Consider the following 26,904-nt stretch of genomic DNA (forward strand, 5'->3'; position numbering starts at 1 on the left):
ACGTGGCGATCCGCGTCCTACTGGTCGACGACCAGCCCCTGTTGCGCACCGGGTTCCGGATGATTCTGGAGGCCGAGCAGGACATCGCGGTGGTCGGCGAGGCCGGGGACGGCCTCCAGGCGCTCGACCAGGTCCGTGCTCTCCAGCCCGATGTCGTCCTGATGGACATCCGCATGCCGCGTATGGACGGGGTCGAGGCGACCCGGCAGATCACCGGGCCCGGCCGGGACGGACCGGCGAAGGTCCTCGTGCTCACCACGTTCGACCTCGACGAGTACGTGGTAGAGGCGTTGCGGGCGGGTGCCAGCGGCTTCCTGCTCAAGGACGCCCCGGCGAACGAGCTGGTCCAGGCGATCCGGGTGGTCGCGGCGGGCGAGGCGATGCTCGCGCCGAGCATCACGCGCCGGCTGCTCGACAAGTACGCCGGGCATCTCCCGTCCGGCGACGAGCCGGTGCCGGACACGCTGCACACGCTGACCGAGCGCGAGGTCGAGGTGCTGAAGCTGGTGGCCCGCGGCCTGTCCAACGCCGAGATCGCCGCGGAGCTGTTCGTGAGCGAGACCACCGTCAAGACGCACGTGGGCCATGTACTCACCAAGCTGGGCCTGCGCGACCGGGTCCAGGCCGCGGTGTACGCGTACGAGAGCGGTCTGGTCCGCCCGGGCGCCCAGTAAGTCTCACCGGACACGGACCCCAGCCGACGGAAAGACCGAGGACCGCCCTCTCCAGAGCGGCCCTCGGTACACAGCACCCACTCAGTTCCGGTTCACAGCAGGGCTCAGCTCTTGACCGGCCCGGTTCTGGCCCGGCTCAGCCCTTGCTGATCTCCCAGAACCGGAAGACCGTCGACGCGTCGAGGCAGTTCTCCACGCCGTACACACGGTCGTGGACGACCGCGTACTGCTTGGCCTGCCACACGGGGATGACCGGCAGCTGGTTCGCCACGATCTCCTGAAGCTGGGCGTAGTGCCTGTCGGTCGCGGCGCGGTTGCTCTGGGCCGCCGTGCGGGGAATGATCTTCCCGGTGATCGTGCTGTTCTCGTAGCGGTTGCCGAGGACGTTGCCGTCGCCGAAGAACGGCTGCGTGAAGTTGTCGGGGTCGGGGTAGTCCGGCACCCAGCCCTTCACATAGACGCCGTACTTGCCGGCCTTGATGTCCTTCTCGTACTCGTCGAACTCGACCGACTTGACGTCGGCGTCGAACAGACCGCTGGCGTTGAGCTGCTTGGCGATCGCCTTGAACTCCTGCACGGTGGCCGGGCCGTAGCGCGAGGGCGTCGCCCACAGCGTCAGCTTCACCTTGCCGGTGATGCCCTCGGCGCGCAGCGCCGCCTCGGCCTTGTCGGGCGCCGGCCGGGCGCCGTAGGTGTCGAAGAAGGCGGTGTTGTGGCCGCCGATGCCGGCCGGGATGATCGAGTAGAGCGGCTCGGCGGTGTCCTCGTACACCTCGTTGACGAGCGCCTCCCGGTCGAGGAGGTACGCGATGGCCTTGCGCACGCCGAGCTTGCCGACGACCGGGTCGTCCATGTTGAAGACCAGGTGCTGCACTTCGGCGCTGGAGCCCTCGACGACCTCGATGTTCCCGCTCTTGCCGGACGTGTTCTGCTGGATGTCGGCGATGTCCTGGGCGGCGAGGCCTCGGTAAGCGAGGTCGATCTTGTTGTTCAACAGCGCGTTCTTCAGGGCGGTCTGGTCGCCCTGGAAGAACTTGAGGGTCATGCCGGAGTTCTTGACCTCGGCGGTGCCCTTGTACTCCGGGTTGACCGAGAAGACCGCCTCCTTGTCACTGAAGGAGTCGAGCTTGTACGGGCCCGAGCCGACCGCCTTGCCGTCGGTGCGCAGGCTGGTCCCTTCGTACTCGCGGTGGTCCACGATCGAGCCGGCGCCGGAGGCGATCTTGCTCGGGAAGGTGGCGTCGGCGTACTTGAGCTTGAAGACGACGGTCTTGGCGTCCGGTGCCTCGACCTCGTCGAGCATGGGGAACATGATCGCCGGACCGGCGTCGTCGTCGATCTTCATCATGCGGTCGAAGGAGAACTTGACGTCCTCCGAGGTGAGCGCGTTGCCGTTGCTGAACTTCAGGCCGTCGCGCAGGGTGCACTCGTAGACCTTGGTACCGGAGTCGGTGAATCCGCACTCTTCCGCGGCCTCCGGAGCGGGCTCCGTGGCGCCGTTGGGGAAGCTCAGCAGTGACTGGAAGACGTTGTTGAACAGCAGCCATGAGCCGGGGTCGTAGCCGGACGCCGGGTCGGTGGCGAGGACGTCGTCCGACATTCCCATCACCACGGCCTCGCCTTCGCCGGCCGAGGCGCCGTCCTGGGAGCTGCCGCAGCCGGTCAGCAGGGCGGCGGCCAGGCCGGCGCTGAGGGGCGGGACCAGCCACTGGTTGCGCATTTTCACTTACGTGTGCCTTGTCGTCGTTCTCCGAAGGAAGCTCTGGCTCTCGATACGGGCCAGGTCAGTCGCTCATGCCGCGGCTGAGCTCCCACAGCTGAAGGGTCGAGGAGGAGTTGAGGGCCCACTCCGTGCCCGTGATGTCGTCGCGGGCCGCGATGTACTGCTTGCCCTGCCACAGCGGCAGCACCGGGACGTCGTCGGCGACGATGTTCTGGATCTCCTCGATGCTCTCGGACGCGGTGAGGCGGTCGGCCTCCCGGCGCGAGTCCGGGATCAGCTTGTTCCGGATCCTGGGGCTGGCGTACGGCGAGCCGAGGAAGTTGTCCTTGTCGAGGAACGGCGCGAGGAAGTTGTCGGCGTCGGGGAAGTCCGGGAACCAGCCCATGCCGTACACCGCGTACTCGCCCTTGGCCTCGTTCGGGCGGAAGGCCGCCCACTTCTCGCCCTTGATGCTGACGTCGAACAGCTCGCTGTCGTTCAGCTGCTTCTGCAGCAGCTCGAACTCCTTCTTGGTGGCCGGACCGTAGTGGTCGGTCGTGTAGTTCAGGGTCAGCTTCACCGGCGTGGTGATGTTCGCCTTGGCCAGAATGGAGCGGGCCTTGGGGATGTTCGGGTCGCCGTACTTGTTGAAGAACGAGTTGGCGTGGCCGGTGATGGTGGCCGGCACGAGCGAGTACAGCGGCTCGGCGGATGTGCCGTAGACGTCGGACGCGATCTGACCACGGTCGATGACCTGTGCCATCGCCTGCCGGACGGCCTTGCTCCTCACCTGCGGGGCGTTGGTGTTGAAGCCCAGGTAGCGGATCTCCAGGCCCGGCATCTCGACGAGCTTGATGTTGCTGTCCGGTCCTGCGTTGGAGAGCTTCTCGATCTGCTCGGGCGACATGGTGCGGGTCATCAGGTCGATGTCGCCCTTGTCGAGCGCCGTGCCCATGGCTTCGGCGCTGTCGAACGACTCCACCTCGACCGTCTCGTTCTGCGGCGTCAACTCACCCGTGTATTCGGGGTTCTTGGTGAAGACCGCTTTGACGAGCTCGTTGTTCCTGGTCTCCATCTCGACGGTGTAGGGACCGGAGCCGTCGACCTGGAATCCGTCGCGCAGCTTGCTCTTGGAGTAGTCCTTCGGGTTGACGATGCCCGCGGCCGGCGTGGCCAGTTTGTACGGGAAGGTGGCATCCGCGGTGTTGAGGTGGAAGATGACCTCGCGGTCGCCCCTGGTCTCGATGGTGTCGATGCTGGAGAGCAGACCGGCCACTCCGCTGTCGCTCTTGATGGCGCGCACGCGGTCGATGGAGTACTTCACATCGGCGGCCGTGAGGGGGCTGCCGTCGGCGAACTTCAGGCCCTCGCGGAGGGTGCAGGCATAGCGTTCGTTGCCGTTGTCGGAGAATCCGCACTGCTCCGCGGCCTCGGGCTCCGGCTCCCCGTCGCCGCGCGGCAGGGCCATCAGGGTCTGCAGCGTCTGCCGCAGGATGTTCCAGGAACCGACGTCGTAGGCGTACGCCGGATCGAGGGGCGCGGGGACCGCGTCCGATGCGCTGAACCGGTCGGTGGTGCCGACGACGATCGCTCCACCGTCGTCGCCTCCGCTGTCGGAGCCGCCACATGCGGCGAGGGCGGGGGCGAGCAGGCCGGTGACGGCCGCCAGAACCAGGATCTTGCGGTTCATGCTCGAAATTCTCCAGAGCTTTCAATACCCGTGCCGCCCGGCAACGGGGGTGGATGCTGACGGGACACGAGCGAGTACGGCGATGTTCTCGCCTCGACATTAGTGCGCAGCGCAGGGCGGCCCGACCGGGCTGGAGTTGAGGGTCCATCACGCAGCGGCACCGGGCGTGGACACACCGAAAACCCGCCAGTGGGAGCTTTCATCCGGTGCTTAACAAATAGGACACAACGCTTTCCGTTGCCCCGCGGAATCAGGGCTTCAGCACAACGGAAATGACATGTCGACCCCCGCGTCGGGTGGGAAACGTCACACCCTCAGGAGTGCTGGTGACCATCGGATTTCGGCCAGCAGCATCACGGTTTGAGTTCATCCATCATCAGGCCCTGGAGAAAGGGCAGGTCGACCTCCTCGAGGGAGGTGACCACGGTACGTCCCGGGACTGGTGCGATCGGGGCGACCGAGGGGACGGCCACCACCCGGCAGCCCGCGGCCTCGGCGGCGGCGACGCCGGTCGCGGTGTCCTCGACGACGGCGCATCTGGCCGGGTCCGCGCCGAGACCGGCGGCGGCGAGCAGATAGGGGTCCGGGTGCGGCTTGGTGCGCTCCACCTCGTCCCCGGCGATGGTCAGTGCGAAGTTCTCCGGCCCGAGTGACTTCAGGACGTGGTCGATGATGCGCCGGTGAGACGCGGAGACCAGGGCGGTCGGCACCTCGTGCGCGGCCAGCTCGGCGAGCAACCGGGCGGCGCCCGGCATCAGCGGCAGGTTCCCGTTGAGGCGCTCCTCGAACGCGTCGTTGATCAGCACCGTGAGCTCCGGGAGCGTGATGTCGGCGCCGGTGACCTCGATCAGGAATCCGGCGCTGCGCGTCATCGGCCCCCCGACCACCACATGGCGCCATGAGTCGTCGAGCAGATGGCCGAGGCCCGCGAAGACCTCGACCTCGGCGTCCCACCAGAAGCCCTCGGTGTCCACCAGGGTTCCGTCCATGTCCAGGAGTACGGCCTGCAGGGCGGAGCCATCGGCCGATCGGGTACCGACAACGGGGACCGTACTCGTCATCCGCGCACACCTCCGTGAGGGACGAGAAGGCCGGTTCCCAGGGGGAACCGGCCTGCACTGGATCGACCAGTGTACGACTCGTCCGCGATGTGCGCGCTGTGAGCTTTTTCGCGCGTGTCACCGCGTGTCACCGCATGTCCTGCGGGTACCCGCTCGGGGCGCAAGTACCCGCCCGGCGGGGGGCGAGTACCTGCCCGGCGATCGCGACCACCCGCCCGGCGGCGAACACCCACAACCGGTGCGATGCCGCAGGAGGTGCAGTACCCGCAGGCGCTGCGAGTGCCTGTGCTACCGCGCGTTGAAGTACTTCGCCTCCGGGTGGTGGATGACGATGGCGTCGGTGGACTGCTCGGGGTGGAGCTGGAACTCCTCCGACAGCTGGACACCGATGCGTTCCGGCTCGAGGAGCTCGGCGATCTTGGCGCGGTCCTCGAGGTCGGGGCAGGCGCCGTAGCCCAGCGAGAAGCGGGCGCCGCGGTACTTCAGTGCGAACATTTCTTCGATGTCAGCCGGATCCTCACCGGCGAAGCCCAGCTCGGAGCGCACGCGCGCGTGCCAGTACTCCGCGAGCGCCTCGGCCAACTGCACCGACAGTCCGTGCAGTTCCAGGTAGTCGCGGTAGGAGTCGGACGCGAACAGTTTCGCCGTTTCCTCCCCGATCCGCGAGCCCACCGTGACGACCTGCAGGCCGACGACGTCGGTCTCGCCTGACTCCTCCGGACGGAAGAAGTCCGCCAGGCACAGCCGCCGGCCGCGACGCTGGCGCGGGAACGTGAAGCGGGTGCGCTCGTTGCCCTGCTCGTCGAGGATGATCAGGTCCTCGCCCTTGGACACACACGGGAAATACCCGTAGACCACGGCCGCTTCCAGCAGGTTCTTGGTCTGCAGCTCGTCCAGCCAGCCCCGCAGCCGCGGCCGCCCCTCGCTCTCGACAAGCTCGTCGTACGTCGGTCCGTCGCCGGTACGGGCCTGCTTCAGGCCCCACTGGCCCTTGAACAGCGCGCCTTCGTCGAGCCAGGAGGCGTACTCCTTGAGCTGGATGCCCTTGACGACGCGGGTGCCCCAGAACGGCGGCGTGGGGACGGGGTTGTCGACAGCCACGTCCGAGCGCACGGCGCCCTCTTCGGGGCGCTCCTCGACCTGGACCGTGGCCGCCCGCACCCGGCGCTGCTTCAGCTCGGGCAGGGCCGCGCCGGGCACGCCCCGCTTGACCCCGATCAGGGCGTCCATCAGCCGCAGGCCCTCGAAGGCGTCGCGGGCGTAGCGCACCTCGCCCTCGTAGATCTCGTGCAGGTCCTGCTCCACGTACGCACGGGTCAGCGCGGCGCCGCCGAGGATGACCGGGTACTGGGCGGCCAGCTTGCGCTGGTTCAGCTCCTCCAGGTTCTCCTTCATGATCACCGTGGACTTCACCAGGAGACCGGACATGCCGATGACGTCGGCCTTGTGCTCCTCGGCGGCCTCCAGGATCGCGGAGACGGGCTGCTTGATGCCGAGGTTCACGACGTTGTAGCCGTTGTTGGACAGGATGATGTCGACGAGGTTCTTGCCGATGTCGTGGACGTCGCCGCGCACGGTGGCCAGGACGATGGTGCCCTTGCCCTCCGCGTCCGACTTCTCCATGTGCGGCTCGAGGTACGCCACGGCGGCCTTCATGACCTCGGCGGACTGCAGCACGAACGGCAGCTGCATCTGGCCGGAACCGAACAGCTCACCGACCACCTTCATGCCGTCGAGCAGGGTCTCGTTGACGATGTCGAGGGCCGGGCGCTCCTGGAGCGCCTCGTCGAGGTCGGTCTCCAGGCCGTTGCGCTCGCCGTCGATGATGCGGCGCTTGAGGCGCTCCTCCAGCGGCAGCGCCGCCAGCTCTTCGGCCTTGCCCGCCTTCAGCGACTTCGCCGTGGCGCCCTCGAACAGCTGCATGAGCTTCTGCAGCGGGTCGTAGCCCTCCGAGCGGCGGTCGTAGATCAGGTCGAGGGCGGTGGTGACCTGCTCCTCGTCGAACCGGGCGATCGGCAGGATCTTGCTCGCGTGCACGATCGCCGAGTCGAGCCCCGCCTTGACGCACTCGTCCAGGAAGACCGAGTTGAGCAGGATGCGGGCGGCCGGGTTGAGGCCGAAGGAGATGTTCGACAGACCCAGCGTGGTCTGCACGTCCGGGTGGCGGCGCTTGAGCTCGCGGATCGCCTCGATCGTGGCGATGCCGTCCTTGCGGGACTCCTCCTGACCGGTGCAGATCGTGAAGGTCAGGCAGTCGATGAGGATGTCCGACTCGTGGATGCCCCAGTTCGCCGTCAGATCCTCGATCAGCCGCTCCGCGATCGCCACCTTGGTCTCGACGGTGCGGGCCTGGCCCTCCTCGTCGATGGTCAGCGCGATCAGCGCGGCGCCGTGCTCCTGCGCGAGGCGGGTGACCTTCGCGAAGCGCGACTCGGGCCCGTCGCCGTCCTCGTAGTTGACGGAGTTGATGACCGCCCGGCCGCCCAGCTTCTCCAGGCCGGCCCGGATCACATCCACCTCGGTGGAGTCCAGGACGATCGGCAGCGTGGAGGCGGTGGCGAAGCGTCCGGCGAGCTCCTCCATGTCGGCGACGCCGTCGCGGCCCACGTAGTCGACGCACAGGTCGAGCATGTGCGCGCCCTCGCGGATCTGATCGCGTGCCATCTCGACGCAGTCGTCCCAGCGGCCCTCGAGCATGGCCTCACGGAACTTCTTCGAGCCGTTGGCGTTCGTGCGCTCGCCGATGGCCAGGTACGAGGTGTCCTGGCGGAATGGCACGGTCTGGTACAGCGAAGCGGCGCCCGGCTCAGGCTGCGGCTGCCGCTCGGTCGGGGTGAGGTCCCGCACCCGCTCGACGACCTGGCGCAGGTGCTCCGGGGTCGTGCCGCAGCAGCCGCCGACGAGGGAGAGGCCGTACTCCTGTACGAAGGTCTCCTGGGCGTCGGCCAGTCCCTCCGGGCCGAGCGGGAAGTGCGCGCCGTCCTTGGTGAGGACCGGCAGACCCGCGTTCGGCATGCAGAGCAGCGGAATACGGGAATGGCGTGTGAGATAGCGCAGGTGCTCGCTCATCTCCGCGGGGCCGGTCGAGCAGTTCAGGCCGATCATGTCGATGCCCAGCGGCTCCAGCGCCGTCAGCGCCGCACCGATCTCCGAACCCAGCAGCATCGTGCCGGTGGTCTCGAACGCCATCGAGCACAGCAGGGGCACCTCGATGCCGGTCGCCTCCATCGCGCGCCGGGCACCGAGGATCGAGGACTTGGTCTGGAGCAGGTCCTGAGTGGTCTCCACGATCAGGGCGTCCGCTCCGCCGGCGAGCAGACCCTCGGCGTTGGCCTGGAAGCCGTCGCGCAGGGTCCTGTAGCCGACGTGGCCGAGGGTCGGCAGCTTCGTGCCCGGGCCGATCGAACCCAGTACCCAGCGCTGGCGGCCGTCGCGAGCTCCGAACTCGTCGGCGACCTCGCGGGCGATGCGGGCCCCGGCCTCGGAGAGCTCGTACACCCGGTCGGAAATGTCGTACTCGGCCATGGCCGAGTGGTTCGACCCGAACGTGTTCGTCTCCACGCAGTCCACGCCCACGGCGAAGTACGCCTCATGGACGGAGCGGACGATGTCCGGGCGGGTGATGTTCAGGATCTCGTTGCAGCCCTCGAGGTTCTCGAAGTCTTCAAGAGTCGGGTCCTGGGCCTGGAGCATCGTGCCCATCGCACCGTCGGCCACCACCACGCGGGTGGCGAGTGCTTCGCGCAGGGCCCCGGCCCGGGCGCGGCTGTCGGAGGGGACGGTGGAAGGGGTCGGCAACGAGGCCATGTAGTGCTCCCTGGAGTGCGACGGCTGTCGGCTTTGCGCCCTTCTCGTGGAGGACGCACTCCGCCAGGGTAGCCGGGACGGCCGTCCGCCCGTACGCGCGTCCACGAGCCGGACGGGCCGCCTGATCAGGCAGGCTGCCGGATTACGCTCCCGGACCGGCGGGCCGGGCGCCATAGGGCTGGTCGCGGAGTTCGGCAACGACCGATAATGTTCGCCATTGTCGAACGCTGTTGGTCGAGGGGATGGGAGGGCGGGCTGCGATGGCGAAGAACATCCAGTCGCTGGAGAGGGCGGCCGCGATGCTGCGTCTGCTCGCGGGTGGCGAGCGCCGGCTGGGCCTCTCGGACATCGCATCCTCCCTCGGCCTCGCCAAGGGTACGGCCCATGGCATCCTGCGCACCCTGCAGCAGGAGGGTTTCGTCGAGCAGGACGCCGCTTCGGGCCGCTATCAGCTGGGCGCCGAGCTGCTCCGGCTGGGCACGACGTATCTGGACGTCCACGAGTTGCGGGCCCGTGCCCTGGTATGGACGGACGATCTGGCCAGGTCCAGCGGCGAGAGCGTCTACCTGGGCGTCCTGCACCAGCAGGGCGTGCTGATCGTGCACCACGTCTTCCGCCCCGACGACAGCCGCCAGGTGCTGGAGGTCGGCGCCATGCAGCCGCTGCACTCCACAGCCCTCGGCAAGGTCCTGTCCGCGTACGACCCGGTGGCGCACAGCGAGGTCATGGAGGCCGAGCGCAAGGCGTTCACCTCGCGGACCGTCAGCGACTCCGACGGCTTCGAGGGCGTGCTCGATCTGACCCGCGCGCGCGGGTACGCCGCGGACGTCGAGGAGACCTGGGAGGGCGTGGCGTCGATCGCCGCCCCGATCCACGACCGGCGGCGCATGCCCGTCGGTGCGGTGGGCATCACCGGCGCCGTGGAGCGGGTCTGCCTGGACGGGCAGCTGCGTCACGAGCTCATAGCGGCGGTTCGGGACTGTGCCCGCGCTGTTTCCCGGGATCTGGGCGCGAGCCGGTTCTGACCGTTCTGACCGTTCGCCGCCGGTCCGCCTGAGGACCACTGAACCGACGCGGCTCGGTGACCGACGTACCCCACGAGGGCCCGTGCAGCGCCTGCGCGGGCCCTCGGCGTGCAGGCCGCCGACCGCCCGTGCGAGGTGAGCGCACCTCCACGACGCCCCGTGCGGGGTGAGCGCACTCCGCGCGCCGCCCCGCTGATCAAGGCCGGGATAACGATCGGATTTTCCGGCGCCGGAACCTCTTGACGATCCAGCGGCCCCGGATAAGACTCCCGTCCATCGGTCGGCATTGTCGAACACCTACCGGCAAACGCGGTAGAGTGCCCGACGCCAGGGCCGCCACAAACGCCCTCACCCCGAGGGCGCGAACCACCGGAGGGACCCGGGGTTCGCCTTCCCCTGGACGAAGGACAAAGGAGTCGCGGGTGTCCAGCTCCGACATCTTCATCGGCGAGACGATAGGTACCGCCGTACTCATCCTGCTCGGCGGTGGCGTGTGCGCCGCCGTCACGCTCAAGGCCTCCAAGGCACGCAACGCCGGCTGGCTGGCCATCACCTTCGGGTGGGGCTTCGCGGTCCTCACCGCGGTCTACACCTCGGCGCCGCTCTCCGGTGCCCACCTCAATCCGGCCGTCACCCTCGCCCTCGCGATCAAGGACAACGACTGGAGCAACGTCCCCGCCTACTGGGCGGGACAGCTGCTCGGCGCCATGATCGGCGCCGCCCTGGTCTGGGTCGCGTACTACGGACAGTTCCTCGCCCACCTCACCGACCGCGAGATCGTCGGCGGACCGGGCGCGCAGGACACCAAGGCCGTCGAGGTACAGGAGGCTCAGGCCGGACCGGTGCTCGGCATCTTCTCCACCGGCCCCGAGATCCGGAACGCGGTTCAGAACCTGGCCACCGAGATCCTCGGCACCATCGTGCTGGTCCTCGCGGTCCTCACCCAGGGCCTCAACGACAGCGGCAAGGGCCTCGGCACCCTCGGAGCGCTGGTCACCGCCCTGGTCGTGGTCAGCATCGGTCTCTCGCTGGGCGGCCCGACGGGCTACGCGATCAACCCGGCCCGCGACCTCGGTCCGCGTATCGTGCACGCCCTTCTGCCCCTGCCCAACAAGGGCGGCTCCGACTGGGGCTACGCCTGGGTCCCGGTCGTCGGCCCCCTGGTCGGCGGCGCGATCGCCGCAGGCATCTACAACGTCGCTTTCGCGTAGAGCCGCCGAGCCGCCGAGCCGCTGAGCCACAGCGCCGCCGCACCACAGCGCTTCACGGCCACGCGCCCAGAGCTTCCAGAGCCGCAAGCAATACGTCGTAAGCCAGCCCGACAGATGTCGCCAGCCCCCATATACGGACTTCCAGGAGCACACCGTGACCGACGCACACACCGCCGGCCCCCTCTCCCACGGCGCAGGGCCGTTCATCGCGGCCATCGACCAGGGCACCACGTCCAGCCGCTGCATCGTCTTCGACCGGGACGGCCGCATCGTCTCCGTCGACCAGAAGGAGCACGAGCAGATCTTCCCCAAGCCGGGCTGGGTCGAGCACGACGCCGCCGAGATCTGGACGAACGTCCAGGAGGTCGTCGCCGGGGCCATCGCCAAGGCGGGCATCACCCGTGACGACATCAAGGCGATCGGCATCACCAACCAGCGCGAGACGACGCTGCTGTGGGACAAGAACACCGGCGAGCCGGTCCACAACGCCATCGTCTGGCAGGACACCCGCACCGACGCCCTGTGCAAGGAGCTCGGCCGCAACGTCGGCCAGGACCGCTTCCGCCGCGAGACCGGCCTCCCCCTCGCCTCCTACTTCGCCGGCCCGAAGGCCCGCTGGCTGCTCGACAACGTCGACGGCCTCGATGAGCGCGCCGAGCGGGGCGACATCCTCTTCGGCACGATGGACTCATGGGTCATCTGGAACCTGACCGGTGGTGTCAACGGCGGCGTGCACGTCACTGACGTCACCAACGCATCGCGCACCCTGCTGATGAACCTCCACGAGATGCAGTGGGACGAGCGCATCTGCGCCTCCATCGGCGTGCCGATGCAGATGCTGCCCGAGATCCGCTCCTCCGCCGAGGTGTACGACGAGGTCAAGGGCGGCAAGCTCGGCGACCTCCTGGGCGGCATCCCCGTCGCGTCCGCGCTCGGCGACCAGCAGGCGGCCCTGTTCGGCCAGACCTGCTTCAGCGAGGGCGAGGCCAAGTCGACGTACGGCACCGGCACCTTCATGCTGATGAACACCGGCGACAAGGTCATCAACTCGTACAGCGGACTGCTGACCACCGTCGGCTACCAGATCGGCGACCAGGACCCGGTCTACGCGCTCGAGGGCTCGATCGCCGTCACCGGTTCCCTGGTGCAGTGGATGCGCGACCAGATGGGCCTGATCAGCACGGCCGCCGAGATCGAGACCCTGGCCCTGACCGTTGAGGACAACGGCGGCGCCTACTTCGTGCCGGCCTTCTCCGGACTGTTCGCCCCGTACTGGCGCTCCGACGCCCGCGGTGTGCTGGCCGGTCTGACCCGGTACGTCACCAAGGCGCACCTCGCGCGGGCCGTCCTCGAGGCCACAGCCTGGCAGACCCGCGAGATCACCGACGCCATGACCAAGGACTCCGGCGTCGAGCTCGCGGCCCTCAAGGTCGACGGCGGAATGACCTCCAACAACCTGCTGATGCAGACGCTCTCGGACTTCCTGGACGCACCGGTCGTGCGTCCGATGGTCGCCGAGACCACCTGCCTCGGCGCCGCCTACGCCGCCGGCCTGGCCGTCGGCTTCTGGCCGGACACCGACGCGCTGCGCGCCAACTGGCGCCGGGCCGCCGAGTGGACCCCCCGTATGGACGCGGACAAGCGGGACCGCGAGTACAAGAGCTGGCTCAAGGCCGTCGAACGGACCATGGGCTGGATCGAGGACGAGGAGTAAGAAACCCCATGAGCAGCCAGCCCACCCTGCAGACCGCGCCTGCCCTCGGTACGCACCCGGTCTCCGGCTCCCTCCCCGGCCGTGCCGAGACCCGGGAGCAGCTGTCCAAGGCGACGTACGACCTCCTCGTCATCGGCGGCGGAATCCTGGGCATCTCCACCGCCTGGCATGCCGCGCAGTCGGGTCTGCGGGTGGCGCTGGTGGACGCCGGTGACTTCGCCGGCGCCACCTCCTCCGCCTCCTCCAAGCTGCTCCACGGGGGCTTGCGCTATCTGCAGACCGGCGCGGTGAAGCTGGTGGCGGAGAACCACTTCGAGCGCCGTGCGGTGTCCCGCCAGGTGGCACCGCACCTGTCCAACCCCCTCACCTTCTATCTGCCTGTCTACAAGGGCGGCCCGCACGGCGCGGCCAAGCTCGGCGCGGGAGTCTTCGCCTACTCGGCGCTGTCCGCGTTCGGCGACGGCGTGGGCCATGTGATCGGCCCGGCGAAGGCGCAGCGCGACGTGCCGGAGCTGCGCGGGGAGAACCTCAGGGCCGTGGCCGTGTACGGCGACGACCAGATGAACGACTCCCGTATGGCGCTGATGACGGTGCGCGCGGCGGTCGAGGCCGGTGCTGCCGTCCTCAACCACGCCGAGGTCACCGGCCTGCGCCTCACCAAGGGACGGGTCACCGGCGCCGAGCTCAAGGACCGCATGGACGGCACCGAGTTCGGCGTCACCGCCCGCCTCGTACTGAACGCGACCGGCCCCTGGGTCGACCACCTGCGCAGGATGGAGGATCCGAACGCGGCCCCCTCCATCCGTCTGTCGAAGGGCGCGCACCTGGTCCTCAAGCGCACCTCGCCGTGGAAGGCCGCGCTGGCGACGCCGATCGACAAGTACCGCATCACCTTCGCCCTCCCCTGGGAGGACATGCTGCTGCTCGGCACGACCGACGAGGAGTACGAGGGCGACCCGGCGGATGTCGCGGTCAACGAGCAGGACATCGCCCAGATACTCGACGAGGCGGCCTTCTCCGTCCGTGACCAGCAGCTGAAGCGGGAACTGATCACGTACGCCTTCGCCGGTCTGCGCGTGCTGCCGGGTGGCCCCGGCGACACGTCGAAGGCCAAGCGCGAGACGGTCGTCACGGAGGGCAAGGGGGGCATGCTGTCCGTCGCGGGCGGCAAGTGGACCACGTTCCGGCACATCGGCCGTACGGTCATGAACAAGCTGGCGGCCCTGCCAGGACACCCGCTCGCCGACGACATGGAGCCCATGTCGCAGCTGCCGAAGAAGCTCCCGCTGCCGGGCATCTCCAACCCGCAGGCGGTCGCGCACCGCCTGCTGGTGGACGGCGGCACCCCGGGCCCGCGCATGGCCGCCGACACGGCGAAGCACCTCGCCACGCACTACGGCTCGCTGTCCTTCGACATCGCACGGCTGGCGAACGAGAACCCGGAGCTGGGCGAGCGCATCCACCCCGAAGCTCCGGAGATCTGGGCGCAGGTCGTCTACGCCCGCGACCACGAGTGGGCCGAGACCGTGGACGACGTGCTGCGCCGGCGGACGACGCTGACGATCCGGGGCCTGGACACGGAGGACGTACGGGCCAGGGTGAAGGACCTGCTGAACGCGGGGAACGCCGAGTAGGCGGCGCAGGACCGGCCGGGTAGGCGGCGCAAGACCGAGGGGCGGCTTCTACGGGGGGGAAGTCGCCCCTCCGCCATGCCGTGGCCCGCCTTCTCTGACCACTTCGCCGGAGAAGAGAAGACGGCGGCGGCTTGGGAGGCAAGCCGCGGCACATGCGGCCGGAGCACGTCCGACAGTCCAGCTGCGCCGCGTGCGGACGCCAGGAGCACGCCTCCCGGCTCCTCGCCGGTCTGGGACAGGTCCTGTTGAGCGGATCCGCATCGAGCGCTTTGGCTGATCCAGGGGGTCCGAGCCGCATAATGGTCGAAAGACATCGGATGTCTCAGCGACGGGCCTGAGGTACAGGGAGGGCGGCCATGGCTGTCACCGACGAGGCGATCGAGAAGATCAAAGGCATGATCGTCTCCGGCGCGCTGCGCCCCGGCGACCGGCTCCCCAAGGAGAGCGAGCTCGCGGCCGAGCTGGGCCTGTCCCGGAACTCGCTGCGCGAGGCGGTCCGCGCGCTGTCCCTGATCCGCATCCTCGACGTACGGCAGGGCGACGGAACGTACGTCACGAGCCTGGACCCCCAACTCCTGCTGGAGGCGCTCAGCTTCGTCGTGGACTTCCATCGCGACGACACGGTGCTGGAGTTCCTCGCCGTCCGCCGCATACTGGAACCGGCCGCGACGGCGATGGCGAGCACGCGCATCAGCGAGGCGGAACTGGACGCCTTGACCGCCCAGTTGGACGCGCTCGGGACGTCGCCGTCTGTGGAGGAACTCGTCGCCTGCGACCTGGAGTTCCACCGCGGCATCGTACAGAGCTCGGGGAACTCGGTGCTGTGTTCCCTGCTCGACGGGCTGTCGGGCCCCACCACCAGGGCCCGTATCTGGCGCGGTCTGACGCAGGAGGACGCGGTCAGCCGCACGCTCCACGAGCATCGGGCCATCCTCGCCGCCCTGCGCGACCGCGACGCGGAGGCGGCCCGGTCCTGGGCGACGGTGCACATCGCGAGCGTGGAGCAGTGGCTGCGTTCGACTCTGTAAAGCCGACCCGCTCTCAGCCGGCCCGCCATCGGATCTGGTGGCGCCCGGGTCTCAGTCCTGCTTCTCGCCGCTCGCGAACCGCGAGATCACCAGCGCGACGATGATGATGGCGCCGTTGAGGAACTGGTTCCACAGCGCGGGGACCCCGCCGAGCGTCATCACGTTGACGACGAGCTGAAGGGTGAGCACGCCGGTCAGCGCACCGAAGAGCGTGCCGCGGCCGCCCTTCAGGCTGATGCCGCCGATCACCGCGGCGGCGAAGACCTGGAAGATCCAGCCGTTGCCCTGGGTGGCGGCGACCGAGCCGTAGTGGCCGGTGTACAGCACGCCCGCGAAGGCGGCGAGAAGGCCGCCGATCGCCAGCACGATCCACGTGAGCCGGTCGACCCGGATACCGGCCGCCCGCGCGGCCTCCGGGTTGCCGCCGATCGCGTACAGCGCCCGTCCATGGCGCAGCCAGGCCAGGGCCGCGCCGCCCACCGCGAACAGCGTGAGGCAGATCCAGACCGCGGCCGGCGCGCCGAGCCAGTCCGTCTTTCCCAGGTAGCGGAAGGACTCGGGGACATCGGTGATCGACTTGCCCTCGGTGATCCCGATGTGAAGGCCGCGCAGCATGGTGAGCATGCCGAGCGTGGCGATGAAGCCGTTGACGCGCAGCTTGAGCATCAGGAAGCCGTTGATGCCGCCGATCAGCAGCCCGGCCAGCAGGCAGACGGGGATCGCCGTCCACACGGGCAGCAGGTCGAGGCCCGCGAACCGGCCCCCGGACGTCGGCAGCACGAGCCACATGGCGACGACCGGCGCGATGCCGATCGTCGACTCCAGCGACAGATCCATGCGGCCGCAGATGAGGATCAGCGCCTGGCCGAGCACCAGCAGGCTCAGCTCGCTGGACTGCTGGACGACGTTGATGAGGTTGGTGGAGGTCAGGAAGACCGGCGAGACGATGTAGCCGATCACCATCAGCACGAGGATCACGGGGACGAGTGAGAAGTCGCTCCAGCGGACGTACCGCAGATACGGCAGCGGGCCTCCGCCGCCGCCCTCCTTGCCTGTGGTGGGCGGCCGCATCGTCTCCGTCATGCCCTTTCCCCTCCCACGGTTCCTTCGGCCACGCCCTCCATGGCCGCGACCAGCTCACGGTCCGTCCATCCGGTGTCGTACTCGGCGACCAGCCGCCCATGGAAGAGCACCAGCAGCCGGTCGCAGACCCGCAGATCGTCGAGTTCGTCGGAGACGATGACCGCGGCCCGCCCCTCGTCCGCGACCCGCCGGACCACGGCGAGCAGCGCCTCCTTGGACTTGACGTCCACGCCCGCGGTGGGGCGGATCGCCACCAGGGCGTGCGGGCGCCGGGCCAGGGCTCGGGCGACGACGACCTTCTGCTGGTTGCCGCCGGAGAGCCCGGAGACCGGCTGGTCCGGGCCGCGGGTCCGGATGTCCAGCGAGCGGATCATCGAGGCCGCGAACTCCCGTGTACGGGAGGGCAGTACGGTGCCCCAGCGGCCGAGCTGGTCGGTCACGGTCAGCGTGGCGTTCTCCGCGACGCTGCGTTCGGCGACGAGTCCCTGGCGGTGGCGGTCCTCGGGGATGTAACCGATACCGGCCTCCAGGGCGTCGGGCACGCTTCCGGGGCGTACCTCCCGGCCGCGCACCCGGACCGCGCCGGCCGTGGGCGCGCGCATGCCGACGAGTGTCTCGCCGAGCGCGGTGTTGCCGCTCGCCGCGGCTCCCGCGAGGCCGACGACCTCGCCGGGGCGTACGGCGAAGTCCAATGGCTCGTAGACGCCTTCCAGGGCGAGCCCCTCAGCACGGAGCAGCGGCTCGGCCTCCCGTACCTGCCGGGGAGCAGGTTCCCAGTCAGGGACGACGGAGGTCTCCTCACCGGTCATGGCCGCCACCAGGTCGCCCTTCGCCAGCCCCTGGACGGGCGCCGTGAGCACATGGCGGGCGTCACGGAGGACCGTGACCGCGGTGCACAGCTCGTACACCTCCTGGAGGTGGTGCGAGATGAAGAGGAACGCGACGCCCTGTGACTGCAGGTCCCTGAGCTTGTCGAACAGACGCTGGATGCCGCGCGCGTCGAGCTGCGCCGTCGGCTCGTCGAGGATGATCAGCCGGGCTCCGAAGGAGAGGGCTTTCGCGATCTCCACGAACTGGCGCTGCTCGACGGCGAGATCCTTGGCCCGCGCTCCGGGATCGACGTCCACGCCGTACTCGGCGAGCAGTGCACGCGCGCGTGCCCGCAGTTGCGCCCAGCGGATGAAACGCTCGCCCTCCTGGAAGCGGTTGAGGAAGAGGTTCTCGGCGACGGTGAGCTCGGGCACCACCATCGACTTCTGGTAGACGCACGCCACTTTGGAGCGCCATGCCGCGGTGTCCCCGAAGGCGGGAGCGGGTGCGCCGTCGAAGTGCACCGTCCCCGCGTCGGGCCGGTGCAGCCCCGTCAGTACGCCGACCAGCGTGGACTTGCCCGCGCCGTTGCGCCCGACGAGGGCGTGCGACTCCCCGGGCCGTACGGTCAGCCGGACGCCGTCCAGAGCGAGCGTGGGCCCGAAGCGCTTGACGACGCCTTCCGCATGCACCACCGCCGCGGCAGCCATGGCTCCCTCTCCGGTCGTCACGGCTACTTCTCCAGCTGGTTGGCCCACAGTTCGGGATCGTCGACGTTGTCCTTGGTGACGAGGGGCGCGGGCAGCTGGTCCTCGTAGCCGTTCGGGATCTTGACGACGGTCGAGTCGTGGTCGGTCGGGCCCGTCTTGGCCTTCTTGCCGTCCAAGGCCTGCTGTGCCCAGTACAGGGCGTATTTGGCGTAGAGATCCGCGGGCTGGGAGACGGTCGCGTCGATCTTGCCGTCGCGGATGGCGTCGAGTTCCTGCGGGATGCCGTCGTTGGAGATGATCGTGATGTGGCCCTCGGTACCGGCTGGTTTGAGCAGCTTCTTCTGCTCGAGCAGTGCGAGGGTCGGCTCCAGGAAGACGCCGCCGGCCTGCATGTAGATGCCGTTGAGGTCAGGATGCGCGGCCAGTGTGGACTGGAGCTTCGCCGACGCGACCTCGCCCTTCCACTCGGTCGCCAGCTCGAAGACCTTGATGCCGGGATAGTTCTTGTCCATGCACGACTTGAACGCCTCGGAGCGGTCACGGCCGTTGATGGACGCCAGGTCACCCTGGAACTCCGCGACCTTCCCCTTGCCCTTCAGCTGCTCGCCGAGGTATTTGCAGGCCTTTTCGCCGTACGCGCGGTTGTCGGCGCGTACGACCATGTAGACGGAGCCCTTGTCCGGGCGGGTGTCGACGCTGACGACCGGGATCTTCTTCTCCTCCAGGGTGTTGAGCGTCTCGGCGACGGCACCGGTGTCCTGCGGAGCCATGATCACGGCTTTGGCACCCTGGTCCGTGAAGGTCTGCACGTTGGCCGCGAGCCGTCCGATGTCGTTCTGCGAGTTCGTGAGCGGAAGCGCGTCGACGCCCTCGGCCTTGATGTCCTTCTTCAGGTAGTCCTGGTAGGAGTTCCAGAAGTCGCTGTCGTTGCGCGGAACGTCGATGCCCACCTTGCCGCTCCCGGAACCACCGTCCGATTCCCGGTTGCAGGCGGCGAGGGCGGTCGTGGCGAGCAGCGCGACACAGGCCGCGGCGATCGTCGTACGGAGTCTGCCGGTGACGCTCTGGTCCATGCGTTGCCCCCATCGCTGAACATCGGACCTCTGAGATCATCCGATGTATAGCGCGGCGCAGGGGCAACGTCTAGGCCACTGGACGAAGTTGACGGGATACAGCTCGGATGACTGTCGGGTGTTCGCAGGTCGTCGCCGGGGCAGTGATCGGTTCACTCCCTCGTGCAAGGGGGCTGCGGAGGGCCCCCGCGGACGCCGTAAGGTTGGTCCGTAAGCGAGGGCACGTCGGAAGGAGGCGCTGGGTGATCGAGCTCGAGGGGGTTCCCGAGCTGGTCGACCCGGTCATGGTGGCCGCGTTCGAGGGCTGGAACGACGCCGGCGACGCCGCCTCCACCGCGGTCGCGCATCTCGACAAGGTGTGGAAGGGCGAGGTCTTCGCGGCGCTCGACGCGGAGGACTACTACGACTTCCAGGTGAACCGCCCCACGGTGTGGCTGGACGGCGGCGTCCGCAAGATCACATGGCCGACGACCCGGCTCTCGGTGATCCGCATCGGCGGCGACAAGCCGCGTGACCTGGTGCTGGTCCGCGGCATCGAGCCGTCCATGCGCTGGCGATCGTTCTGCAACGAGCTGCTGGGCTTCGCTCACGAACTCGGCGTGGAGCTCGTGGTCATCCTGGGCGCACTGCTCGGCGACACACCGCACACGCGTCCCGTCCCGATCAGCGGCACCACGTCCGACCCGGACCTGGCCCGCAGGATGGACCTGGAGGAGACCAAGTACGAGGGTCCGACGGGCATCGTCGGCATCCTCCAGGAGGCGTGCACGCACGCGGGCGTGCCGGCGGTGTCGCTGTGGGCGGCCGTCCCGCACTACGTGTCGCAGCCACCGAACCCGAAGGCCACTCTCGCCCTGCTGAACCGGCTTGAGGACCTGATCGACCTGCGTATCCCGCTGGAAGAGCTGCCCGAGGACGCGCGCGCGTGGCAGCTGGGCGTGGACCAGCTGGCGGCCGAGGACAGCGAGGTCGCCGAGTACGTGCAGTCGCTGGAGGAGGCGCGGGACACCGCCGAGCTCCCGGAGGCGTCGGGCGAGGCGATCGCCCGTGAGTTCGAGCGGTATCTGCGCAGGCGGGACGGCGGTGGCGGCCCGGCCGCGGGCCAGGCCGGCGGTCATGCCACGGAGGGCGGCGACGGTGCCCCGTATCTGCGCGAAGGCCCGGCCGACCGCACCCGGCCGCCGAAGCCGCAGCGGCCGGGGAGCGACGACGAGGGCGGCGGGGCAGCGAGCGGAGGCTCCGAGGACTCGCCGGAGGAGTGAGCCGGACCGGAAGAGCGAGAGGGGCGGTGCGCCACAGGCGCACCGCCCCTCTGTCGTCGGGTCTCGCCGACGTCCGCCGGGGCCGAGGGCGGCGGGGCCGTCCGCGGTGCGGACGGGCGTGTCGTCCCCCGGGGCCTCGGCGGACGTCAGGTACCCGGGGCCGAGCCCTCGGCTCGCGACGCGCCGACGGCTCGTATGCCTGGAGCGCGCCCGCGGCCCGTGTACCTAGAGCGGGCCGCAGATCGTGTACCTAGAGCGCGCCCACAGGCCGTGTACCGACAGGCCGTGTGCCTAGAGCACGCCCGAGGCCCGCGTACTTAGAGCGCGACGCCGAGCAGCGCGTCGACGGCGCGCGACACGACGCCGAGCGCGCCCACGGGCCGTGTACCTAGAGCACGCCCGAGGCCCGCGTACTTAGAGCGCGACGCCGAGCAGCGCGTCGGCGGCGCGCGACACGACGCCGGGCGCCCCCTCTTCCGTACCGCCCTGCTCCTGCTGGAGCACCGCCCAGCGGTCGACCGCGGCGAGCGCGGCCGGCGCGTCCAGATCGTTCGCGAGGGCGTCGCGGATCTCCTCGACCAGGGCCTCGGCGGACGGGCCGTCGGGACGGGAGACGGCGGACCGCCACCGGGCGAGCCTCGCGACGGCCTCCTCGAGGACCTCGTCCGTCCACTCCCAGTCGGCCCGGTAGTGGTGCGCGAGCAGTGCGAGCCGTATGGCTGCGGGGTCGACCCCGTCGCGCCGCAGCTTCGACACGAAGACGAGGTTGCCCTTGGACTTCGACATCTTCTCGCCGTTCAGCGCCACCATGCCCGCGTGCACGTACGCCTTGGCGAACGGATGCTCCCCGGTCAGCGCCTGCGCGTGCGACGCACCCATCTCGTGGTGCGGGAAGGCGAGGTCCGAGCCGCCGCCCTGCACGTCGAAGCCCATCCCGAGATGGTCCAGGGCGATGGCCACGCACTCGATGTGCCAGCCGGGCCGGCCGCGGCCGAGCGAACCGCCGTCCCAGCTCGGCTCGCCCTCGCGGGCGGCCATCCAGAGCATGGGGTCGAGCGGGTTCTTCTTGCCCGGGCGGTCCGGGTCGCCGCCGCGCTCGGCGGAGAGCAGCCGCATGGCGGCGGCGTCGAGGTTCGAGACCTCGCCGAAGTGCGGATCGGCCTCGACGGAGAAGTAGACGTCCCCCTCCAGTTCATACGCGGCGCCCGCGTCCCGCAGGCGCTCGACGAGGGGGACGATGCCCGGGATGGCCTCGACCGCGCCGATGTAGTGCTGCGGCGGGAGCATGCGCAGCGCCGTCATGTCCTCGCGGAAGAGGGTGGTCTCGCGCTCCGCGAGCCCTGTCCAGTCGACACCGTCGCGCTCGGCGCGTTCGAGCAGCGGGTCGTCGACGTCGGTCACGTTCTGGACGTAGTGCACCTGCCGCTTCGTGTCGAGCCACACGCGCTGCACGAGGTCGAACGCGTTGTAGGTCGCCGCGTGACCGATGTGGGTCGCGTCGTACGGAGTGATGCCGCAGACGTAGATACGGGCGACGGGACCGGGGTCGAGTGTGACGAGGCCGCCGGTCGCGGTGTCGTGGATCCGAAGGTCGCGGCCCTTGCCAGGCAGGGCGGGGACCTCAGAAGCGGGCCAGGCATGCATGCCCTGAGCCTAACCGGACGGATGTTCCGCCTACGAACCGGACCGCCTCCGACGACCGGAAAGGCCCTCTTGCACAACGGCGCCGCCTATGGCCAGGGCCTTGCCCACGCGCCTGTGGGCAGTCGTTCCTCCCCCAGCCAACGCTGGGAGGTGCCTCAGGGCGATGGGCGTCCCCTGCTCGAGCGGAGCCGAGAGCTTGGGGGAGGGTGGGCACAGGCGGAATAGTGCCCCAGCGGCTCGAGCGCCCCACAGGGGCCGCAGCCACGCACCACCCGCACCCGAACGACGGCGGACCTCAAACCGGCGGCCAAGGAATGGCCGGCCACTCCCCCGACGGCTCCGGATGCCGCCCGGACACCAGCAACACCTCGACACGCGCGCGCAGCGCCTCGACCTCATCCGAGGTGATCAGCTCACGAAGCCGCACCGCGAGCCCCGAACCGTCGCCGAGCGCGTCCCGCAGGGACCCGAGCACCGCCACCGCCTCGACGCTCAGCGCCTCCCCCGCCCACCCCCACAACAGCGTCCGCAACTTGTCCTCGGCATGAAACGTGACCCCGTGGTCGATCCCGTACAGACGCCCATCGGCGGTCGGCAGCAGATGACTCCCCTTGCGGTCGGCGTTGTTGATCACCGCGTCGAGCACCGCGAGCCGCCGCAGCCGCTCGTCGTCGGCGTGTACGAGAAGCGCCGTGCGCCCGCCGCCCACCTCCGCGAAACCGATGGCCTTCCAGCCGTCCTCCGGCTCATCCCCTTCCACGAGGGCCAGAAGCTCCGCGCCGTCCTCGACGGACGCCTCGATCCACAGCTGGCACATGCCCTCGCCGTAGGGCCCGTCCCGCAGCACGGTGGGCGGTACGAGCCCCCATCCGGTGGCCTCGGACACCTCGTACGCGGCGACCTCGCGCTGCGCAAGGGTGCCGTCCGGGAAGTCCCACAGGGGCCGCTCCCCGGCGACGGGCTTGTAGATGCAGGTGGCCTCCTGGCCCTCGTACGAAACCGTGCAGAAGAGCGCCGCGTTGGAGGCGTCGCGGATGCGGCCGCGCACCGTCAGCTCGCCCTTGGCGAGCAGCTCGGTCGCGGTCACGCTCCGCGGCGGTATCCGTTCTGGCGCGGACATACATGTCCTTCCGGGTCGAGCGGGAGGCTGCACAGCGGGCACGGCGGGCGGCCCGCGTTGACGACGTCCAGGGCCCGTTTGGCGAAGGCCCTGGCCTGGGCGCCGGTGAGGAGGACGCGGAGCATCGGCGGGCCGTTCTCCTCGTCCTGCAACAGCCGCTCCTCGGCGGCCGCGAGGTCCTCCTCGGAGTCGGCGTCCAGCTCGACGAGTGCCTGGGCTTCGACGATCATCCGCTGCTCTTCACCGTCCCAGGCCAGCGCCATGGTGCCGACCCGGAACTCCTCCTCGATGGGGGTTTCGAGCGGCGCGCTGTCCGAGACCTCTGTGGGGGCGACGGCCGGAACGGCCGCGCTTCCCCCGCTGCGCCGTACGACCTCGTCGAGAAGCTCGTCCATGCGCTCGGCGAGCGCGGCCACCTGGGTCTTCTCCAGGGCGACGCTCGTCACGCGGGTTCCGGAGGAGGCCTGGAGGAAGAAGGTGCGGCGCCCGGGCAGCCCGACCGTACCGGCCACGAAGCGGTCCGGCGGGTTGTAGAGGAACACCTGACGGGACACGTCCTGTCTCCATTGGGATCGACTTCGGTTGCTGCGATCCGGTCGGCTGCGGTTGCCGCTGACCGGATCGGCTGCGGTTGCTGCTGCTGGTGCGGGGTGTGCGACCAGTATTTGCGATGGCTGGCGACCGTGCTGAACAGGTAGGGAACGCTGGTGTGGGGGCTGCTGCGCTACTTCGACCGCTTCACCCTACTGCGGTTGACGATCACGGTGCTCCCGCACCGCCTCCCACCGGGGCATCGCCTCCGTTCTCCGGCTCCGTGCGCGGAGCCAGCGAGGCGAAGTCCCCGGTGTCGCCGAGGCGGAGGAGAAAGGGGCGCAACCGTGTGTAGCGGATCGCGGTGACGGAACAGGGTTCCACGCTGATGCGCTGGAAGAGATCCAGGTGAAGGCCGAGTGCGTCCGCGACGAGCGACTTGATGATGTCGCCGTGCGAGCACATGACGTAGACCGCGTCGGCGCCGTGCTCGCGCTCCACGCGCGCGTTCCACTCGCGTACGGCCTCAGCGGCCCGGGTGGCCATCTCGCGCATGGACTCGCCGCCGGGGAAGGCGGCCGCCGTGGGGTGCTGCTGGACCACCTCCATCAGCGGCTCGTCCTTGAGTTCGGCGAGCTTGCGGCCGGACCAGTCTCCGTAGCGGCACTCACCGATGCGCTCGTCGGTGTGGAGAGACAGCTCGGGGCGGGCTGCGAGCAGTGGCTCCAGCGTTTCCCGGCAGCGCTGCAGGGGACTCGTGACGGCCGTGGCGAGCGGCAGACCGGCCAGCCGGGCGGGCAGGGCGGCCGCCTGGGCCGCGCCCCGCTCGTCGAGGGCGACTCCGGGAGTCCACCCGGCGAGCAGTCCTTCGGTGTTGGCGGTGGAGCGTCCGTGCCGGACGAGGATCAGCGTGGGCATGCCGCAAGCCTAGGCCGAGCGAGAGCGTGCATCTTCGGCTGCCTCCAGGAGGGTGCCCTTCGGCTGCCTCGGGGTGCGCGCTCTTCAGTTCCCTCAGGAGGGTGTGCCTTCGGCTGCCTCCGGGAAGGAGACGCTGCGTGATCGTGGACTGCGCCATCTACCGCGACGGGCGCCGGACCGAGGGGCCCGCGGACTTCTCCGACGCGCTGGACGAGGCGCGGGCCACCGGGGACGCGTTCGTCTGGATCGGACTGCACGAGCCCACTGAACGCGAATTCGACCACGTCACGAAGGAGTTCGGCCTACACCCGCTGGCGGTCGAGGACGCCCTGAAGGCGCATCAGCGCCCGAAGCTCGAGGTGTACGACGACTCGCTGTTCCTCGTCCTCAAGCCGGTGGTGTACGAGCCGCAGAGTGACACCGTGTCCTCGGGCGAGGTGATGCTGTTCCTCGGCGACTCCTTCGTGGTGAGCGTCCGGCACGGCGAAGGGGCGCCTCTGAGGGCGGTACGACAGCGGCTGGAGGCAGAGCCGGACCTGCTCAAACAGGGCCCGACGTCCGTGATGTACGCAGTCGCCGACGCGATCGTGGACCGCTATCTGGAGGTCGCGACGGAGCTCCAGACCGATCTCGAGGAACTCGAGGCGGAGGTGTTCTCGCCGGAGCGCGGCGAGTCGCGGCACACCGCGCCCCGGATCTACACGTTCAAGCGGCAGGTACTCGAGTTCCGCCGGGCCACCGGTCCGCTGGCCCTGCCGCTGACCCGGCTGGCGGGTACGGGCCCCTACTCGGCGGCCGTGCCGTTCGCCAGCGACGCCGCTCAGCCGTTCTTCCGTGATGTCAGCGACCATCTGACACGCGTGAACGAGTCCGTGGAGGGCCTGGACCGGCTGGTCGGGGACGTCCTCTCGGCACATCTGGCGCAGATGAGCGTCCGGCAGAACGACGACATGCGGAAGATCTCGTCGTGGGCGGCCATGGCCGCGGTCCCCACGATGATCGCGGGGATCTACGGCATGAACTTCGAGCACATGCCCGAGCTGACGTGGACGTGGGGGTACCCGGCGGTGATCCTGCTCATGGCCGCGCTGGAGATCGGCCTGTACAGGCTGTTCAAGAGCCGCGGCTGGCTCTAGGGCTCACCACAGACCACGCCGACAGCGCTCCACGCGCGCGTGCGGACGCACAGCACTAGGAAACGAGCCCGCACGCGCGCGTGCCCTACGCGAATTCCGGTGCCGACGTCGCGGGCCCGCCCAGGGCGTCGCGCCGCTCGGGCATCTTCAGGGACACCATCCGACGCCAGCCGCCGAGCCGCTCGTACACGTACACGGCGTGGATGCCCGCGGCGAGCAGGGCCGCCTTGGCCCGGGGCCAGCCCAGGATGCGGCCCATGTGGTCCATCACGGCGAGGCTCACGTCGCGGTAGATGCGGATCTCGGCGAGGGCGCTCTCGCGCAGGATCCGCTGGATGGTGCGGCCGTGTCCGGCGCGCGCGAAGCGGAGCAGCTCCTCGTGGCAGTACGCGAGGTGGTTGTCCTCGTCGCTCGAGATCATCTTGACCGCGCGGCCGATGTCGGGGTGGTCGGCGAAGTGCTTGCGCAGCAGTTCCATCTGCTCGGAGGCGCGCTGTTCGGTGACCCGGCTGTGGGCGAGATACGTGACGATGTCCTGGACGGTGAGGGGCTCGTCGCGCTTGAGCTGTTCGTGTGCGAGCCCGATGCCGTGCTTCTCGAGGAGCATTGTGTAGTCCGTTTCGTGCGGGACCTCGACCGGTTCCAGACCGCGCCTCTTCAGCAGTGCGTTGAAGATCCGCCCGTGCTTGTCCTCGTCCGCGCCGTGGCGCGCGACCTTGGGCGCCAGCTCCCGCTCGCTCTCGGGCACGAGCGCGGCGATACGGCCGTTCTCCCAGCCGCCCTGGGCCTCCCCGCTGGCGGCGATGGAACAGAACAGCCGGAAGGACTCGTCGTTGTCGAGGATCTCCTGGAAAAGGCTCTTCGCTGAAAGCATCACTGCCACCTCCGTGCAGGGGTCCGCAAAGAACGAGTCAAATGCGGTGGCACGCGAGGGGCAACAGGTGTGTCGGACAACTCCGCCAAACGGAGGACGCCTGTGTCGGAAGGGCCGCGTAGAGGGAGAAGGGCCGCGTAGGGTCGGAAGACCGCGTAACCGAGGGGGCCTTGACGCGTTGTTCCGGGCGACGGCCG

Annotated in this window: 20 protein-coding genes; 8 read left to right on the forward strand and 12 right to left on the reverse strand. The window is 69.4% G+C overall.

Going from position 1 to position 26,904, the window contains the following annotated elements:
* The first annotated feature begins 2 nt into the window (after positions 1 to 2).
* Positions 3 to 674 (forward strand): response regulator transcription factor, encoded by a 672-nt coding sequence (locus tag ACSMXV_RS10235; protein ID WP_351290111.1) that lies wholly within the window; start codon positions 3 to 5, stop codon positions 672 to 674.
* A gap of 136 nt (positions 675 to 810) precedes the next feature.
* Here ACSMXV_RS10235 and ACSMXV_RS10240 read toward each other — a convergent pair whose 3' ends face one another.
* The 4 genes from ACSMXV_RS10240 to metH all read right to left on the reverse strand — a co-directional run bounded on the left by ACSMXV_RS10240 (position 811) and on the right by metH (position 8,934).
* On the reverse strand, positions 811 to 2,400 hold the full coding sequence (locus tag ACSMXV_RS10240) for an ABC transporter substrate-binding protein (protein WP_473177355.1): 1,590 nt from the start codon (positions 2,398 to 2,400) through the stop codon (positions 811 to 813).
* A 58-nt stretch (positions 2,401 to 2,458) separates the two neighbouring features.
* Complete coding sequence (locus tag ACSMXV_RS10245; RefSeq protein WP_473177356.1) at positions 2,459 to 4,066, reverse strand: ABC transporter substrate-binding protein; 1,608 nt, start codon at positions 4,064 to 4,066, stop codon at positions 2,459 to 2,461.
* A gap of 353 nt (positions 4,067 to 4,419) precedes the next feature.
* Positions 4,420 to 5,127, reverse strand: coding sequence for an HAD family hydrolase (locus ACSMXV_RS10250; RefSeq protein ID WP_473177357.1), 708 nt, complete (start codon positions 5,125 to 5,127; stop codon positions 4,420 to 4,422).
* 288 nt (positions 5,128 to 5,415) lie between these two features.
* On the reverse strand, positions 5,416 to 8,934 hold the full coding sequence (gene metH / locus ACSMXV_RS10255) for a methionine synthase (RefSeq protein ID WP_473177358.1): 3,519 nt from the start codon (positions 8,932 to 8,934) through the stop codon (positions 5,416 to 5,418).
* Positions 8,935 to 9,194: 260 nt separating this feature from the next.
* On the opposite strand from metH, the gene ACSMXV_RS10260 reads away from it, so the two are divergent.
* From ACSMXV_RS10260 to ACSMXV_RS10280, 5 genes are all read left to right on the forward strand, one after another.
* Positions 9,195 to 9,959 carry an IclR family transcriptional regulator gene (locus ACSMXV_RS10260; RefSeq protein ID WP_473177359.1) on the forward strand — a complete coding sequence of 255 codons (765 nt, stop codon included), beginning with the start codon at positions 9,195 to 9,197 and terminating at the stop codon, positions 9,957 to 9,959.
* Positions 9,960 to 10,381: 422 nt separating this feature from the next.
* Complete coding sequence (locus tag ACSMXV_RS10265; protein WP_473177360.1) at positions 10,382 to 11,170, forward strand: MIP/aquaporin family protein; 789 nt, start codon at positions 10,382 to 10,384, stop codon at positions 11,168 to 11,170.
* 154 nt (positions 11,171 to 11,324) lie between these two features.
* Entirely contained in the window at positions 11,325 to 12,884 is a 1,560-nt protein-coding gene (gene glpK / locus ACSMXV_RS10270) for a glycerol kinase GlpK (RefSeq protein WP_473177361.1), read from the forward strand.
* A gap of 8 nt (positions 12,885 to 12,892) precedes the next feature.
* Entirely contained in the window at positions 12,893 to 14,518 is a 1,626-nt protein-coding gene (locus ACSMXV_RS10275) for a glycerol-3-phosphate dehydrogenase/oxidase (RefSeq protein WP_473177362.1), read from the forward strand.
* Between the two features lie 356 nt (positions 14,519 to 14,874).
* Positions 14,875 to 15,546, forward strand: a complete 672-nt coding sequence (locus ACSMXV_RS10280; RefSeq protein WP_181864403.1) for a FadR/GntR family transcriptional regulator — start codon at positions 14,875 to 14,877, stop codon at positions 15,544 to 15,546.
* Between the two features lie 51 nt (positions 15,547 to 15,597).
* Here ACSMXV_RS10280 and ACSMXV_RS10285 read toward each other — a convergent pair whose 3' ends face one another.
* From ACSMXV_RS10285 to ACSMXV_RS10295, 3 genes are read right to left on the reverse strand one after another with little or no spacing between them, the layout of a single operon-like run.
* Positions 15,598 to 16,629, reverse strand: coding sequence for an ABC transporter permease (locus tag ACSMXV_RS10285; RefSeq protein WP_473177363.1), 1,032 nt, complete (start codon positions 16,627 to 16,629; stop codon positions 15,598 to 15,600).
* Positions 16,626 to 18,149 (reverse strand): sugar ABC transporter ATP-binding protein, encoded by a 1,524-nt coding sequence (locus ACSMXV_RS10290; protein ID WP_473178881.1) that lies wholly within the window; start codon positions 18,147 to 18,149, stop codon positions 16,626 to 16,628. The genes ACSMXV_RS10285 and ACSMXV_RS10290 overlap by 4 nt, the downstream gene beginning before the upstream one ends.
* A 23-nt stretch (positions 18,150 to 18,172) precedes the next feature.
* Entirely contained in the window at positions 18,173 to 19,222 is a 1,050-nt protein-coding gene (locus tag ACSMXV_RS10295) for a sugar ABC transporter substrate-binding protein (protein ID WP_473177364.1), read from the reverse strand.
* A 242-nt stretch (positions 19,223 to 19,464) separates the two neighbouring features.
* On the opposite strand from ACSMXV_RS10295, the gene ACSMXV_RS10300 reads away from it, so the two are divergent.
* A complete protein-coding gene (locus ACSMXV_RS10300) occupies positions 19,465 to 20,484 on the forward strand; it encodes a PAC2 family protein (protein ID WP_473177365.1) in 1,020 nt (339 codons plus the stop codon).
* 414 nt (positions 20,485 to 20,898) lie between these two features.
* Here the strand turns inward: ACSMXV_RS10300 and mshC are convergent, their stop codons facing one another.
* The 4 genes from mshC to ACSMXV_RS10320 form a co-directional block, all read right to left on the reverse strand.
* A complete protein-coding gene (gene mshC, locus ACSMXV_RS10305) occupies positions 20,899 to 22,128 on the reverse strand; it encodes a cysteine--1-D-myo-inosityl 2-amino-2-deoxy-alpha-D-glucopyranoside ligase (protein ID WP_473177366.1) in 1,230 nt (409 codons plus the stop codon).
* Between the two features lie 295 nt (positions 22,129 to 22,423).
* Complete coding sequence (locus ACSMXV_RS10310) at positions 22,424 to 23,248, reverse strand: SCO1664 family protein (RefSeq protein WP_473177367.1); 825 nt, start codon at positions 23,246 to 23,248, stop codon at positions 22,424 to 22,426.
* Positions 23,212 to 23,802: a DUF3090 domain-containing protein gene (locus tag ACSMXV_RS10315; RefSeq protein ID WP_473177368.1), complete on the reverse strand. Its 591-nt coding sequence runs from the start codon at positions 23,800 to 23,802 to the stop codon at positions 23,212 to 23,214. The genes ACSMXV_RS10310 and ACSMXV_RS10315 overlap by 37 nt, the downstream gene beginning before the upstream one ends.
* A 205-nt stretch (positions 23,803 to 24,007) precedes the next feature.
* A complete protein-coding gene (locus tag ACSMXV_RS10320) occupies positions 24,008 to 24,697 on the reverse strand; it encodes a histidine phosphatase family protein (RefSeq protein ID WP_181657359.1) in 690 nt (229 codons plus the stop codon).
* Between the two features lie 137 nt (positions 24,698 to 24,834).
* On the opposite strand from ACSMXV_RS10320, the gene corA reads away from it, so the two are divergent.
* Complete coding sequence (gene corA, locus ACSMXV_RS10325) at positions 24,835 to 25,833, forward strand: magnesium/cobalt transporter CorA (protein WP_473177369.1); 999 nt, start codon at positions 24,835 to 24,837, stop codon at positions 25,831 to 25,833.
* A gap of 85 nt (positions 25,834 to 25,918) precedes the next feature.
* On the opposite strand, the gene ACSMXV_RS10330 is transcribed toward corA, so the two are convergent.
* The gene (locus ACSMXV_RS10330) at positions 25,919 to 26,707 is read right to left on the reverse strand and encodes a ferritin-like domain-containing protein (protein WP_473177370.1); all 789 of its coding nucleotides are present in this window, start codon (positions 26,705 to 26,707) and stop codon (positions 25,919 to 25,921) included.
* Positions 26,708 to 26,904: the final 197 nt, after the last annotated feature.

The sequence above is a fragment of the Streptomyces sp. DSM 42067 genome (assembly GCF_055792885.1).

Coding starts and splice junctions, on each gene's coding strand:
- ACSMXV_RS10320 (WP_181657359.1), bottom strand. CDS start 24,697: ATGCCCACGCTGATCCTCGTCCGGCACGGACGCTCCACCGCCAACACC.
- ACSMXV_RS10250 (WP_473177357.1), bottom strand. CDS start 5,127: ATGACGAGTACGGTCCCCGTTGTCGGTACCCGATCGGCCGATGGCTCC.
- ACSMXV_RS10290 (WP_473178881.1), bottom strand. CDS start 18,149: ATGGCTGCCGCGGCGGTGGTGCATGCGGAAGGCGTCGTCAAGCGCTTC.
- ACSMXV_RS10275 (WP_473177362.1), top strand. CDS start 12,893: ATGAGCAGCCAGCCCACCCTGCAGACCGCGCCTGCCCTCGGTACGCAC.
- ACSMXV_RS10245 (WP_473177356.1), bottom strand. CDS start 4,066: ATGAACCGCAAGATCCTGGTTCTGGCGGCCGTCACCGGCCTGCTCGCC.
- ACSMXV_RS10330 (WP_473177370.1), bottom strand. CDS start 26,707: ATGCTTTCAGCGAAGAGCCTTTTCCAGGAGATCCTCGACAACGACGAG.
- ACSMXV_RS10310 (WP_473177367.1), bottom strand. CDS start 23,248: ATGTCCGCGCCAGAACGGATACCGCCGCGGAGCGTGACCGCGACCGAG.
- ACSMXV_RS10280 (WP_181864403.1), top strand. CDS start 14,875: ATGGCTGTCACCGACGAGGCGATCGAGAAGATCAAAGGCATGATCGTC.
- metH (WP_473177358.1), bottom strand. CDS start 8,934: ATGGCCTCGTTGCCGACCCCTTCCACCGTCCCCTCCGACAGCCGCGCC.
- ACSMXV_RS10285 (WP_473177363.1), bottom strand. CDS start 16,629: ATGACGGAGACGATGCGGCCGCCCACCACAGGCAAGGAGGGCGGCGGC.
- ACSMXV_RS10295 (WP_473177364.1), bottom strand. CDS start 19,222: ATGGACCAGAGCGTCACCGGCAGACTCCGTACGACGATCGCCGCGGCC.
- mshC (WP_473177366.1), bottom strand. CDS start 22,128: ATGCATGCCTGGCCCGCTTCTGAGGTCCCCGCCCTGCCTGGCAAGGGC.
- ACSMXV_RS10260 (WP_473177359.1), top strand. CDS start 9,195: ATGGCGAAGAACATCCAGTCGCTGGAGAGGGCGGCCGCGATGCTGCGT.